12 protein-coding genes are annotated in these 13,755 nt (G+C 50.2%); 6 read left to right on the top strand and 6 right to left on the bottom strand.

Annotated elements, in window-relative coordinates:
- The first annotated feature begins 193 nt into the window (after positions 1 to 193).
- Complete coding sequence (locus QUF18_RS08565; RefSeq protein ID WP_289386633.1) at positions 194 to 1,015, top strand: glycoside hydrolase family 25 protein; 822 nt, start codon at positions 194 to 196, stop codon at positions 1,013 to 1,015.
- 159 nt (positions 1,016 to 1,174) lie between these two features.
- Positions 1,175 to 2,437, top strand: coding sequence for a lytic murein transglycosylase (locus tag QUF18_RS08560; protein ID WP_289386632.1), 1,263 nt, complete (start codon positions 1,175 to 1,177; stop codon positions 2,435 to 2,437).
- Positions 2,438 to 3,208: 771 nt separating this feature from the next.
- Here QUF18_RS08560 and metF read toward each other — a convergent pair.
- Together metF and QUF18_RS08550 are read right to left on the bottom strand one after the other, a co-directional pair.
- A complete protein-coding gene (metF, locus tag QUF18_RS08555) occupies positions 3,209 to 4,105 on the bottom strand; it encodes a methylenetetrahydrofolate reductase [NAD(P)H] (RefSeq protein ID WP_289386631.1) in 897 nt (298 codons plus the stop codon).
- A gap of 90 nt (positions 4,106 to 4,195) precedes the next feature.
- On the bottom strand, positions 4,196 to 5,182 hold the full coding sequence (locus QUF18_RS08550) for an ArsR/SmtB family transcription factor (protein ID WP_289386630.1): 987 nt from the start codon (positions 5,180 to 5,182) through the stop codon (positions 4,196 to 4,198).
- Positions 5,183 to 5,319: 137 nt separating this feature from the next.
- Between QUF18_RS08550 and QUF18_RS08545 the strand changes: the two genes are divergently transcribed.
- Positions 5,320 to 5,625: a DUF2293 domain-containing protein gene (locus tag QUF18_RS08545; protein ID WP_289386629.1), complete on the top strand. Its 306-nt coding sequence runs from the start codon at positions 5,320 to 5,322 to the stop codon at positions 5,623 to 5,625.
- Between the two features lie 112 nt (positions 5,626 to 5,737).
- Here the strand turns inward: QUF18_RS08545 and QUF18_RS08540 are convergent, their stop codons facing one another.
- The 3 genes from QUF18_RS08540 to ettA form a co-directional block, all read right to left on the bottom strand.
- On the bottom strand, positions 5,738 to 6,349 hold the full coding sequence (locus QUF18_RS08540; RefSeq protein WP_289386628.1) for an MOSC domain-containing protein: 612 nt from the start codon (positions 6,347 to 6,349) through the stop codon (positions 5,738 to 5,740).
- Positions 6,349 to 7,119, bottom strand: a complete 771-nt coding sequence (tam, locus tag QUF18_RS08535) for a trans-aconitate 2-methyltransferase (protein ID WP_289386627.1) — start codon at positions 7,117 to 7,119, stop codon at positions 6,349 to 6,351. Before tam ends, QUF18_RS08540 begins: the two co-directional genes overlap by 1 nt.
- 202 nt (positions 7,120 to 7,321) lie before the next feature.
- The gene (gene ettA / locus QUF18_RS08530; RefSeq protein ID WP_289386626.1) at positions 7,322 to 8,971 is read right to left on the bottom strand and encodes an energy-dependent translational throttle protein EttA; all 1,650 of its coding nucleotides are present in this window, start codon (positions 8,969 to 8,971) and stop codon (positions 7,322 to 7,324) included.
- 303 nt (positions 8,972 to 9,274) lie between these two features.
- Between ettA and QUF18_RS08525 the strand changes: the two genes are divergently transcribed.
- The gene (locus QUF18_RS08525) at positions 9,275 to 10,204 is read left to right on the top strand and encodes an alpha/beta fold hydrolase (protein ID WP_289386625.1); all 930 of its coding nucleotides are present in this window, start codon (positions 9,275 to 9,277) and stop codon (positions 10,202 to 10,204) included.
- A gap of 7 nt (positions 10,205 to 10,211) precedes the next feature.
- Here the strand turns inward: QUF18_RS08525 and QUF18_RS08520 are convergent, their stop codons facing one another.
- Positions 10,212 to 10,901, bottom strand: coding sequence for a D-lyxose/D-mannose family sugar isomerase (locus tag QUF18_RS08520; protein ID WP_289386624.1), 690 nt, complete (start codon positions 10,899 to 10,901; stop codon positions 10,212 to 10,214).
- A gap of 341 nt (positions 10,902 to 11,242) precedes the next feature.
- Here QUF18_RS08520 and QUF18_RS08515 point away from each other — a divergent pair, with 341 nt between their 5' ends.
- Both QUF18_RS08515 and QUF18_RS08510 read left to right on the top strand, forming a co-directional pair.
- Positions 11,243 to 12,487: an aromatic ring-hydroxylating oxygenase subunit alpha gene (locus QUF18_RS08515; RefSeq protein ID WP_289386623.1), complete on the top strand. Its 1,245-nt coding sequence runs from the start codon at positions 11,243 to 11,245 to the stop codon at positions 12,485 to 12,487.
- 131 nt (positions 12,488 to 12,618) lie between these two features.
- Complete coding sequence (locus QUF18_RS08510; RefSeq protein WP_289386622.1) at positions 12,619 to 13,701, top strand: FAD-binding oxidoreductase; 1,083 nt, start codon at positions 12,619 to 12,621, stop codon at positions 13,699 to 13,701.
- Positions 13,702 to 13,755: the final 54 nt, after the last annotated feature.

Genomic DNA, 13,755 nt, shown 5'->3' with positions numbered 1-13,755 from the left:
CTTATGATCCGCCCGTACAAAAAATATATTCAGAACAAATATTCAGTCACTGTCTTACATGCCGCCACCTCAGAAAAGTTCAGATTCAGCACAATGACCAGCAATGCAATATTCATGATCTAAAGGAAAAATTTAACCTTTTACGGTAAGAAAGCATTCATGAATTTCCCGCGAATTGTGTGAGACAAAATTAATGAAGCCAGCAGTTCTTGCCGTTCTCAGTCTGATGTTGAGTGCCTGCACATCAGTGGATTATGATTTTTCAGATGTGAAACCAACCGCTGGCTCAGGGACGGCTATTGCTCTGCCATCAAACAATGCCAAAGCCCCGCGCTTTTACGACCGTAAACCACATGATTATACCGCCAAAACACCGTGGCATTATCCGGTACACGGAACGGATGTTTCCAAATATCAGGACAAAGTTGATTGGCAGCAGGTTCGTAACAGCGGCATTTCCTTTGTCTTTATCAAAGCCACCGAGGGTGGCGACCGCGTAGATGACCGCTTTGCCGAGCATTGGGCAGGCTCACGCGCCGCCGGTATCCCGCGTAGTGCTTATCATTTCTATTATTTCTGCCGCACTGCCGCCGATCAGGCACGCTGGTATATCCGCAACGTGCCCAAAGATCCGGCTGCTTTGCCACCCGTTCTCGATATGGAATGGAATCCGCTGTCACCGTCCTGCAAATTACGTCCTGATCCGGCAGTGGTGCGCAAAGAAATGCGCACATTCCTGACCATGATCGAACGTCATTACGGCAAGAAACCAGTCATCTATACCACTGTTGATTTCTTCGATGATAATGATCTTCGTAGTTTCAGCGATTATCCGTTCTGGCTGCGCTCAACTGCGGGTCATCCAGATGAAAAATACGGCCCTCACCCTTGGATGTTCTGGCAATATACCGGCACCGGCACAATTCCCGGCATTAAAGGCGATGCGGATATCAACGTGTTTTCCGGCAATCACGCCCAATGGAGAAAGTGGCTGGAAAGCAACAAGGTCAGATAAAAGCAAGTCCGACAGCAAAATTTATCATTAACACCTTCTTTTTCACAAAATATTTCGGCAGGACATAATTCAGAAAATTTCGCACGTTCCGGTCACATCTGGCCGGATCAACCAAAACAGTCAGGCTTCCCAAGAGCCTGCTGCAGAAAGAACTGAGTTATGTCACGCCCTGCTACCCTGCCTGCCTTCAGATCAGTTTTAAAACCGCTACTGACAGCAGCTACCCTGCTCTCATCTGCCAGCCTGGCTTTTGCTACAACGGTGCAACCTGCGGCGCCATCGGCACCGGCAGCCGTTGAGATTGAAAAGCCTGCCTGTGGCGGCGAATATAACCTATGGCTTGAAGGTGTTATTACTGAAGCCAAAGCCGCCGGCATTTCCGACAGCGCTATTGCAGAACTGCATAAAGCAACGCTTGATGAGCGCACTTTGAAACGCGACCGCACACAGTCAGTCTTCAATCTGACCTTTGCAGAGTTCTCCAAACGTCTGATTTCCGAGCAGCGCCTTAAAAAAGGCCGTGAGAACCTCGTCAAATATGCTGATATCTTCAAAAAGGCAGAAGAGACTTATGGCGTACCGGGACCAGTGATCGCTGCTTTCTGGGGACTGGAAACCGACTTTGGTGCAATTCAGGGTGATTTCGACACACTGAACTCCCTCGTTACTCTATCCCACGACTGCCGCCGTCCTGAATTATTCCGCCCGCAATTGATGGCTATGCTGAAATTGATTGATCAGGGTGTTGTCGATGCCGGCACTATGGGCGCATGGGCTGGTGAAATCGGCCAGATGCAATTGCTGCCAAAAGATTATCTGGAACGCGGCGTTGACGGCGACGGCGACGGCAAAGTGGATTTGCGTAACAGTGTGGCAGATGCAGTGATGACCGCAGCCCGTATGTTGTCCGAACTAGGCTGGCAGCGCGGCGAACCTTGGCTCGAAACTGTACAGCTGACGCAGGATTTGCCTTGGGAAAACTCGATCCGCACCTATCGCCTGCCACATTCAAAATGGAGTAACTGGGGCGTCAAAACTGCGGACGGCTCTGCACTCGGTGCCGACGATGGTGATGCCTCCCTGCTCATCCCGATGGGACGCAAAGGGCCTGCATTCTTGTCCTATCGCAATTTCGATATTTTTGTCGAATGGAACAAGTCCATCGTCTACGCCACCACTGCCGCATATTTTGCAGCACGTCTTGCCGGTAGCGAGCCTTTCCTTCTCGGAACTCCTGTTGAAGGCCTGACAACCGAAGAGCTGACAGAGCTTCAGAATAAGCTTGTCACTCATGGTTATGACATGGGTCGAATCGATGGTGTATTTGGCACCAAAACCAGAGATGCTGTGCGCACAGAACAGCTGCGTTTAGGCATGCCTGCGGATTCATGGCCAACCCGTGAATTGCTCGAAAAGCTATAAATTTAGTGGGATTTTGATGCCGCTCATAAAATAATTTAGGGCGGCATCAAAACTTACGATAACCACTCAATGCATTGTAATTATTATAATTTTAAAATTTAAAAATACACGATTATACAAAACACACCACACCTCTAAAACCCCGCCTTCAAATTTAGACTTTTCTTTGACCGATTATGTCGGTAAAATGACAGCAACAGGAAACTTGCTGGCAAAGTTAAAAAACAGTCAATTTCATCCCTGCACCGTGCCAATGGCGCAACAGACTGAAGTGACTGGCTGCTGCAAATTTCCGGTTTGAAGTAAGAAAAATGTTCCTGATCTTTATTTTCAGGGGCGTATTTAAGGGGTTTGTGTGTTGCAATCGCAGCATATAAAATTGAACTTACAACCACTCAGGAGGCATCCATATGGGTTTAACGCGTTCAATCAATGCCTTGGTATTTTGCGCAGCTTTTGTTTTCGTCGCAGCAATGATTGTCGGTGTATTTCCCTGACCTCGCATTCCCTTCTCTGAAACACAGATGACGTTCAGATAGTCATAGCGCACTGTCACCATCACAGTTTGTCAGAGATTGATTTCAGTAACAGAGTTTTTTGCAGATATACGCTTCACGACAATCATCGCAGGCACTCCGCAAAATTACATTAGAAAACATTCTGTTTTAAACTTTTAAAAAAAGCCCTGCGGAAACATTTTTCCGCAGGGCTTTTTCTTGAGCATATTCCCAAAAGAGGTCCCCGGTTTTGGAAACATGCTTCAAAGTTTAATCAGGCTGCAACCGGCGCTCTCACACCAAGCAAATGGCAAATCGCAAAAGCCAGATCTGAACGGTTCATCGTATAGAAATGGAAATCGTTCAGCCCGCGCTCAATCAGATCATTCACTTGCTCGGCTGCCATAGCTGCAGACACCAGCATATGGGTCTGCGGATCATTATCCAGCCCGTCAAAACGATCTGCCAGCCATGCCGGTATACGCGTCCCTGCACGCTTGGAGAAATTCGCCACCTGCTTGAAGTTATGGATTGGCAGCACACCTGGCACGATCGGAATATAAATCCCTGCACGACGTACGCGCTCCACATAGCGCTCATAGAGATCATTATCGAAGAAGAACTGCGTGATCGCACGGGTCGCACCATTATCGACTTTGCGCTTGAGCATTTCGATATCGGTGGCAAAATCAGGGCTTTCTGGATGTTTCTCCGGATAGGCGGAAACGCTGATATCAAAATTGGCGATGGATTTGAGCCCTGCCACCAGATCAGCACCATTCTGATAACCGTCAGGCGTTGGCTGATAGTTTTCACCGATACCGCCAGCCGGATCACCGCGAAGCGCCACAAAGCGCGTTACGCCCAGTGATGCAAAGGAGCGGACAATCGAATTCACCTCTTCTTTGGTGGCATCAACACAGGTCAGATGCGCCGCAGGTGTAATGGAGGTTTCTTTGATGATACGGGCAATGGTCTTATTGGTACGCTCGCGGGTCGAACCACCTGCCCCATAGGTGACAGATACGAAAGCCGGATTGAGCGGTGCCAGACGTGTGACGGTCTCCCAAAGGCGTGTTTCCATTTCCTCGGTCTTCGGCGGGAAGAACTCAAAGGAAACACGGATCGGGTGCGCGCTTTCAGAACGGCGCTGCTGGCCAAAACTAGACATCGGAAATCTCCGTTATTCTCTCCGTCATGGTAGGCACCATGCGGCAGTCAAAACTGAACGCTAAAATGCTAGATAAATGCCAATACTGCCTCAGGCAGCATCGGCGATCAGCATTCGCGGATCACGCGCCAGCCACAGCTTGATCACCAGACCGGCAGCCTGTCCGCCCTGCGGCTCGAGCGCTACAGATTTTTCCGGCTCAAGGCCTGCGGCTTTCATCCAGCCGGTCATTTGCTCATCACTGAAGCCAAGCCGCAAATGGGCATGTTCATCACGCAGAAACTCCAGATCATGCGGGGCAAAATCCACCACCAGCAAACGTCCCTGCGGGCGAAGTGCCCGTGCAGCCTCACGAATTGCCGATTGCGGCTCGTCAAGGAAGTGCAGCACCTGATGGATTGTCACAAGATCATAGCCGTCGCGGTCAACCGGCAGCGCGTAAATATCACCTTGGCGCACTTGCGCATGGGCAACACCAGCCTGATCCAGATTGGTACGGGCAACAGTGAGCATGTCGCGGTTGATATCAATACCAACGCCGCGCACGTAAAGCGGGCTGAACATTTCCAGCAAACGGCCAGTACCGGTGCCGATATCGAGCATCGACTGGAAATTCTGCTCACCGATAATCGTGCGCAGTGCATCTTCAACCATTGTTTCGTCAATATGCAGCGAACGGATTTGATCCCAGCTTTCAGCATTGGCACTGAAATAGGCGGTCGCCCGTTCATGGCGCTCGACTTTAACCTGTGCCAAGCGTTCCTGATCACGCAGTAACAACGGATCCTGACTATCCTGCCAGCCTATCAGCGCACGGGACAACCCCTGCTGGATTGGTGCTTCTGATAAACGGAAATAAGCCCACGATCCTTCCTGATAACGGCTAATCAGTCCGGCTTCGCTTAAAAGCTTGAGATGGCGCGATACACGCGGTTGCGACTGGTTCAAAATGGATGTGAGATCAGACACTGTGAGGTCGCCTCCCGCCAGCAGCGAGAGAATACGCAAGCGGCTAGGCTCAGCCGCCGCCTTCAATACTTCTACCATTTCTTCGAGAGCCAGAGGCTTACCAGTCATGCCACACCATATTTTTAAAACACATAAAGATATGTTTATGTCATATGAGGTGGAAATGCAACTATAATCGTCACAAAATAATTCTAAAACAGTGTATCAAGCACCTCAAAGCTCATTCGATTATAATCAGGATTACCATGCCTGCATCTGCCAAACGTCGCAAAGATATTGCTCAAGCGCTCACATTACTGGCGCCACGCACGCCTTTTTATGATGCCGAGCAAATCAGGGAAGCCGCAGCCGCACCGCATATGCGGGCGCTCACAGCACAAAATGCGGTGCGCTTAACAGCCCTCGCCTATATCCGCCACACCTATACAGATTATGATAAGCTGCGTGATGAAGGACTGGATAAAGACAGCGCCCTATACTGGATCAACGATCAGATTATAGAAATACTGAACCAGTGGAGCGCTATAAATTTAATGTCTGATAGTGGCTAGAGCGCATTCCGAAAAGTGTGAAGCGGTTTTCGGGATGAAATACGCGTAAAACAAAAAAGTAGAGCATAATTTTAAAGTATCAGAGCGACCGTTAAAATGCTTACGCACTGGGTTAAACTGCGTAGAAAACCTGCTCAGATATCCGTACCGAGACTTTATCATCCGCTTTTACCTGCCCAGCCCGTTCCACCCAACCGGTTTGTCCACGCAGATATTTAGCTGCCTTAACAAAAGACAGAGCTACAATAGCTTCATTTTCAGCGTTAATATGTTGCGCTATACTGACTCCGGCATATTTACACGGTGCATTCACACCATTCAGTTTCAGTGTCAGACCACTTTCGAAAAACAACACAGTTCCAGCAGGCAACAGTGTGAAATCAGCAATATCGTCTACCACGATATTCGCGCCAATCCATTCCGGTGCAACACGCTCTATGCCCATTGCTGTGGCAATCTTTTCCAGTTCGACCCTGCTCACCAATGATAATTGCCGGTCATTACGAATAGGCGTGCCGCGCTCATACCACGGCTCACGCCCGCCAGCTTTACGCGTATGCCCGTGATGATAATCACCGACAATACCGCCACTATCACATTCCAGCCCGTCAGCTTTTCCGGTCAGAAAATTCTGACCCGTTGCAATATAAACTGAACGAACGCTGCCGCTGAGTTTACGCGCCGGTAATCTCTTGCCATGTTCACTCATTAGTAAATCAGACATTATGCGCCTCGCACGGCTACGATAAAAACACGCGGGAATTGTAGCAGGACTTTGCCATCAACGGTCAAAGGATAATGCTCAGCCAGCCGCTCGGTGTATTCTGCCAGATAATCCCGCTGCTCTTCTTCATTCAGCGGATTGAGAAACGGCCGCAGACCAGTGCTTTTCACCCATTCCGTAATCGCCGCATGGCCATCAAGCGGATGGTTGTAAATTGTGTGCCAGATATCAATATGCGAGGCGAAAGATGCCAAAGCATCATAATAAGCATTGACACCCGGCATTGACGGACGCGAAGCCTTGTTAAGACGCTCAATCCAGCGACTGTCCTTTGCTACTTCCCGCATCATGCGATGGGACGGCTCATTCCAGTTATCCGGCATTTGCACGGCCAGAACCGCACCTTGCTTCAGCTCTTTCAGCAGGCGCTGCAAATGCTGAATATGATCTGGCACCCACTGAAATACCGCATTGGAAAACAGCAGATCAATATGCGCATCCGGCTGGTATTGCGTTGCATCATTCAAGCCAAATGACACTTCGGGCAAACGCGCCTGCGCTTTTTCAATCATATCAGGCGATGAATCAAAACCCGACAATTGCGCTTGTGGCCAGCGTTTTTTCAGCTCTTCTGTCGAGTTGCCAGGCCCGCAACCAATATCAACAATCGCCTGAGGATTTTCCAGAGGAATGCGGGCGATAAGATCCGTTACAGGGCGCGTGCGCTCGTCTTCAAACTTCAGATATTGCTGTGCCGACCAGTCTTTCATTGTCTTCCCTTTCTGAAACAAAAAGGCCGGTGCAATGCACCGGCCTTTATTAACTTCTGATAAGGTCGTTGAGGTTCTGATTATGGCGAGGCGAAAATGGTGGAGTTTGAGAACCGGCGCGCAGCGTACTGTTTGTACGTGAGCACCGGAAGCGCAAAACAACGCCATTTGCAGCCCGCCAGAACCAGAACATCCCGAACCTTTATCGTGTAAGCGGCTTATAGGTCACCCGCTTAGGATTGACGCTTTCAGGTCCGAGACGACGCACCTTGTCAGCTTCGTAATCTTCGAAGTTACCTTCGAACCACTCAACATGGCTGTCGCCTTCAAAGGCCAGAATATGCGTTGCAAGACGGTCAAGGAACATACGATCATGCGAGATGATAACAGCGCAACCAGCGTATTTTTCCAGTGCATCTTCAAGCGCCGCCAATGTTTCTGTATCCAGATCGTTGGTCGGTTCATCGAGGAGCAGCACGTTGCCGCCAGCCTGCAGCATCTTGGCAAGATGCACGCGGTTACGCTGACCACCAGACAGATTGCCCACTTTAGCCTGCTGATCGCCGCCTTTGAAGTTGAACGCACCGCAATAAGCGCGGGAGTTCATTTCAAATTTGCCGAGCTTGATAATGTCATTACCGCCGGAAATTTCTTCCCAAACGTTTTTATCAGGATTGAGATGATCGCGGCTCTGGTCAACATAACCGAGCTTCACGGTTTCACCAACGCGCACAGTACCGGTATCCGGTTGTTCCTGACCGGTGATCATCTTGAAGAGCGTCGATTTACCGGCACCGTTCGGACCAATCACACCAACAATGCCGCCCGGAGGCAGTTTGAACGACAGGTTGTCGATCAGCAAACGATCGCCGAAGGATTTTGACAGACCATCAACTTCGATAACAACCTGACCGAGGCGTTCACCGGCAGGAATGAGAATCTGAGCATCGCCCGGACGCTGATTTTCAGCCGCTTCAACCAGCTTGTCATAAGCCTTAATACGGGCTTTCGACTTGGACTGACGGGCTTTCGGGCTGGCCGAAATCCACTCACGCTCACGCTCAAGCGCTTTCTGACGGGAATCGTCTTCACGGCCTTCCTGAATCATACGCTTCGCTTTAGCAGCGAGGTAAGCAGAATAGTTGCCTTCATAAGGAATGCCACGACCGCGGTCGAGTTCAAGAATCCAGCCGGTCACATTGTCAAGGAAGTAGCGATCATGCGTGATGAGCAGCACAGCGCCCTTATATTCACGCAGGTGCTTTTCCAGCCATGCAGTGGTTTCAGCATCCAAATGGTTGGTCGGTTCGTCAAGCAGCAGCAGATCTGGCTTGGAAAGCAACAGTTTGCAAAGCGCAACGCGGCGACGTTCACCACCGGAAAGTGTGGTTACATCAGCGTCCGCTGGCGGGCAGCGCAGAGCTTCCATCGCCATTTCAACCTGACTTTCCAGATCCCAGAGATTCTGGCTGTCGATAACATCCTGAAGTGCTGCACCTTCGTCAGCAGTTTCATCGGAATAATTCATCATCAGCTCATTATAACGGTCGAGAATGGCCTGTTTGTCAGCCACACCTTCCATCACATTGCCGAATACTGTCTTTTCCGGATCAAGATGCGGTTCCTGAGCCAGATAGCCACAGGTCGCGCCATCGGCGAGCCATGCTTCACCGGTGAACTCTTTATCGAGACCAGCCATAATCTTGAGAATTGTCGACTTACCGGCACCGTTAGGGCCGAGAATACCGATTTTTGCATCAGGATAGAATGACAGGTGCAGATTTTCGAGAATCTTCTTTGTGCCGTAGTTTTTATTCAAACCCGACATATGATAAATAAATTGACGTGCCATTGGGCGGCTGTTCTCCGAGAATTTGAGCCCGTATTATTCGGGAATTCGCTTTGATGCGCTATTTAGGCTAAATATTGCGCAGGGGCAATGCCACAATGCGCTTAAAGCAAATGCGAAAAGCGGCACTCCCCTGTTTAGAGCGCCGTGTGCCGGACTTGGCACACAAAGGTCGCTCTAACACTTTAAAATGAGAGCATAGGTTATCTTAAACTGATCCAAGTTTAAGGTAACCTATGCTCTAACTGAGGAATAATCAATTATTATCAGCCACATAGTTTTGCATGCAGGGAGCAAGGTATTATAATGTCATTTGATGTTCCTGAAATCCTGTTAAGCCCGAGCGGTGCGAAACTCGCACTGCGCTTTCAACCTGCCAATCAAGCAGCCATTGGTGTTGTGCAGATCAGCCACGGCCTTGCTGAACATGCTGCCCGCTATCAGGAATTTGCGCGATACTTGTCCGATCACGGGTTTCATGTCTATGCTCACGATCACCGTGGCCACGGCCTGACACAAGCACCCGACGCCCCCCTTGGCCAATTCGCGGTTACAGACGGCGATCAAAAAACGCTTCAGGATATGGGATTCGTTGAGAAGACAATCCGTGAGCGCCATGCTGGTCTGCCGCTCATTCTGTTCGGTCATTCTATGGGTGGATTGATAACGCTGGCTGCATTATGCGGCAAATTTTGCACTCCCGATGCAGCAGCGATCTGCAACTCCAATTTTGCCAATGTGGTAAACCAAACACTGGCTTTCACATTATTAAAAGCCGAGCGTATGTTTCTCGGCTCCGATGTGCCGAGTCATTTTCTGCCAAGCATGACATTCCACACATGGGCAAAACAGGTGAAAAACTACCAGACGCAATTTGACTGGCTATCTCATGATACAGCAGAAGTTGCACTCTATAATAGTGACCCGCTTTGTGGCTTTGCGCCGTCTGTCAGTATGTGGATTGATGTTTTCCGTTTCATGCGTCGCTGCAACGAGCCAGCCCCGCAGCAAACTATTGCATTGAACTTACCATTCTATCTGCAAGGCGGCGGACAAGACCCGTCAACAGAAGGCGGAAAATCACTGCTTGCTCTGGAAAAAAAACTGAAAACAGCCGGTTTCAACAATGTCACCACTCGTATTTATCCCAATATGCGTCATGAAAGTCTGCATGAAACGGATAAAACACGCTTCATGCAAGACTTTACGGCATGGGCTTTACTGGCGGTTGGCTGACATCACATCAATCAAGCCATTTATCATAATCAGACACCAGCAGATGTGTTGGTGTCACATCATCTTCAACGTCAGAAAAGCGCCCGATTGGCTCACGGAAAATATTATCCGTCAGATCATCATTGACCGTTGAAACTTCGCCGATCAGCACGTCGCCGCCCTCACCCCAGAAAGCATGCCAGTTACCGGGCATCAGGGTTACGCTTTCACCCGGATCAAGTGCGAGTTTTCCACCGGCTGGCAAGCGTTTAATCCGCCCGTCACAAGCTACAACCACATCGCTTTTATCATCAATTGAGCCGTCCGCTTTGGAGTTAAACATCTCCAGCACCAGTTTGGCACCGCCGCGATTGATAATATCCTCGGCCTTCATCACATGGCGATGCATCGGCGACAGCTGATTTTCCCGAGAAATCATAATCTTCTCGGCATAGAGCATTCCGGTACCGCGTTTTAAATCTTCGGTCTGACCATTGCGCACCGTAAACAGGAACAGCCCAAGATCAGCAAACCGTCCCTGCCCGTAATCGGTAATATCCCAGCCAAGACGGGCATTACGGATCGCCGCACTGTCATCTTTGACCCGTGCGTGCATTTCATCCGGTGACCAATAGGCAAACGGCGGCATAACAAAACCGAACGAACGGATAAAGCGGTCGCTTTCGCGGATAATCTCATTAATTTCCGAGCGTTTCATGGGTGTTTTCCTCTGCCGTAAATCCGTTTGATATGGTTCTTATCGTGCCGACAGAAAAGCACGGCTGCGAGCGACTGAACAGGCTTTATTTCTGCGACGCTTTGGCGTGTCGTCTTTATGCGAAGCCCATGTCGTTTTCGTATGCGCGTCTGAAATATTTCAATGCTTGAATGAGCCTAATCAGAGCGGTTTTGAGAGAAATATTCTGAGACTTAACACAACCCAGACCCATACGGGATCAGACGCAACGGCATGTCGCTCACAAGCTATACTAAAGCGACAAATAAACCCTGAATAAGCCGTCTGGCACCCCCGATGAACAACGCTATGCGAGGCATATCATGGACGTCCGCAATCAAATGCTGAGTGACTTGTTGGGGCGCGACCCGAATTTCAGTCTTGGACAGAAATTTTATACTGATCCCGATTATTACAAGCTGGATCTCGAACATATCTGGTATCGCGAATGGATTTTCGCCGGCCATGATTGTGAATTGCCGAAAGCCGGCAGCTATCTCACCGTACAAATCGGCGAATATCCAGTGATTGTCGTGCGTGACAGTCAGGGTAATATCCGTGCCTTTCACAATACCTGCCGCCATCGCGGTTCGCGTATTTGCACTGCTGAAAAAGGCACTGCTGCCCGTCTCGTCTGCCCTTATCATCAGTGGACTTATGATCTGGATGGCAAATTACTGTTTGCCCGTCAGGTCGGCCCTGATTTCAAACCGGCAGATTACGGCCTGAAAACCGTTCATTGCGAAACGGTCGCCGGTTACATTTATATCTGCGTCGCAGATGAAGCGCCGGATTTTAACGCTTTCCGCGCAACGGTTGAGCCTTATCTCGCACCGCACCATATCAAAGACGCGAAAGTTGCCTTTGAGAGCACCATTATTGAAAAAGGCAATTGGAAGCTGGTCTGGGAAAACAACCGCGAGTGCTACCATTGCGCCGCCAACCATCCGGAATTGTGCCGCACCTATCCTGAAGCACCAAGCGCTACCGGCGTGCAGGGCATGCTCGATGATGAGGAAACCAACCAGCTCTGGAAGCGCTGTGAAGATACCGGCCTGCCAGCCAAATTCAACATGGCGGAAAGCGGCCAGTACCGTATTGCCCGTATCCCGCTGCTGCGCGATGCCGAGAGCTACACAATGTCCGGTAAGCCTGCCGTGGCGAAAAGCCTAAGCGCTGAAGTTACTGCCTCAAAGATCGGCGCGATGCTGCTGTTCAACTACCCGTCCACATGGAACCATGTGATGATCGACCACGCGATTTCCTTCCGCGTGCTGCCGATCAGTGCCGAGGAAACCATGGTCACCACCAAATGGATGGTCAATAAAGATGCGGTTGAAGGCGTTGATTATAATCTCGATGAACTGACCCATGTCTGGATTGAGACCAATGATCAGGATCGCCGGATTGTCGAAGAGAATGCCCGTGGCATCCGCTCACCGGCCTATCAGCCGGGTCCTTACTCTGTGGAACATGAAGGCGGTGTCATGCAGTTTATCGAATGGTACGGCAATTTCATCACCCCGCGTCTGAAAGGTGAAGTCGCGAAGTTCAGCCGCGTCGCCTGATATGGATACCGGTTGCCGGAGCGTGAAGACACTCCGGCAACCGGACAGTCATATTCAGCATTATGCTATAAATATAAAGTGTTAGAGCGTTGTGCCCATTCAAGCCCCTCTTCAAGTAAAGTGCAGCACCTATGAAATATCTTGATGAAATGCTGCCGTGGAACGACAGGCTTCAGGTTCTGGAATGTGATGCGGCGATTGAAGAAGCGCCGGACGTGATGACCTTCTCGTTCCGCACGCCGGAAAATAATAACTGGTTCCGCTATATGCCGGGTCAGTTCATTACGATTGAGATTCCGGCTGTGCCGGAACCGGTCATGCGCACCTATACGCTGTCCTCCACACCGTCGCGCCCCTATTCTGTTTCCATCACCATCAAAGCACAGACCGGCAGTATCGGCACGCGCTGGATGCTGGATAATATGCGCCCCGGTATGCAGCTCAAAGCCTTTGGTCCTGCCGGTGATTTCTCGCTGGTGTCGCATCCGGGTAAAAAATACCTGTTTATTTCAGCGGGTTCCGGCATCACTCCGATGATGTCAATGACGCGTTTTCTCTATGACACACAGCCGGACAGCGATGTGGTTTTCCTCAATTGCGCCCGCTCACCGGATGAAATCATTTTCCGCAAAGAACTGGAACTGCTTGCCAGCCGTATGGATAATCTGCGCCTGCAATTGGTTGTTGAGCGCTCCATTGCGCGCAATGTCTGGAGCGGCGTACACGGACGCATCAGCCACAGTGTCATTGATATTTCTGCGCCTGATTTTCGCGACCGTACAGTCTTTTGCTGCGGCCCTGAGCCGTTTATGCGGGCAGTGCGCGAAATGCTGGAAGCCAATGGCTTCAATATAGACAATTACCATCAGGAGAGCTTTCAACCGGCCTCAGAAACACCAGCCATTCCTGTTCCTGCCGCTCTGGCTGCAGCAGCATCGGATGCGGAAACCGAAGCGCCCAGCGTTATTTTCACACTTTCCGGCATGGAAGTTCAATGTAGCCCGACAGATACGGTTTTGCTGGCAGCGCGTAACGGTGGTTTGAAAATACCAAGCGCCTGCGAGTTCGGTGTCTGCGGCACCTGCAAAGTCAAATGTCTGAGCGGCGAGACCTCGATGAACCATAATGGCGGTATCCGCGATGATGAGATTGAAGAAGGTTATATCCTCGCCTGTTGCTCACATCCGCTTGGTCGCGTGGAGATCGAAGCCTGACAGCTGAGGGCTTGACCTTTTGCTGCTCTTTCGTCACTGATCGCAAAGAGATGA

Source organism: Pseudochrobactrum kiredjianiae (assembly GCF_030362795.1).
GTDB lineage: Bacteria > Pseudomonadota > Alphaproteobacteria > Rhizobiales > Rhizobiaceae > Pseudochrobactrum > Pseudochrobactrum kiredjianiae.
Note: the sequence above shows the minus strand (reverse complement) of the source record. Positions and strands in the feature narration are given on the sequence as shown.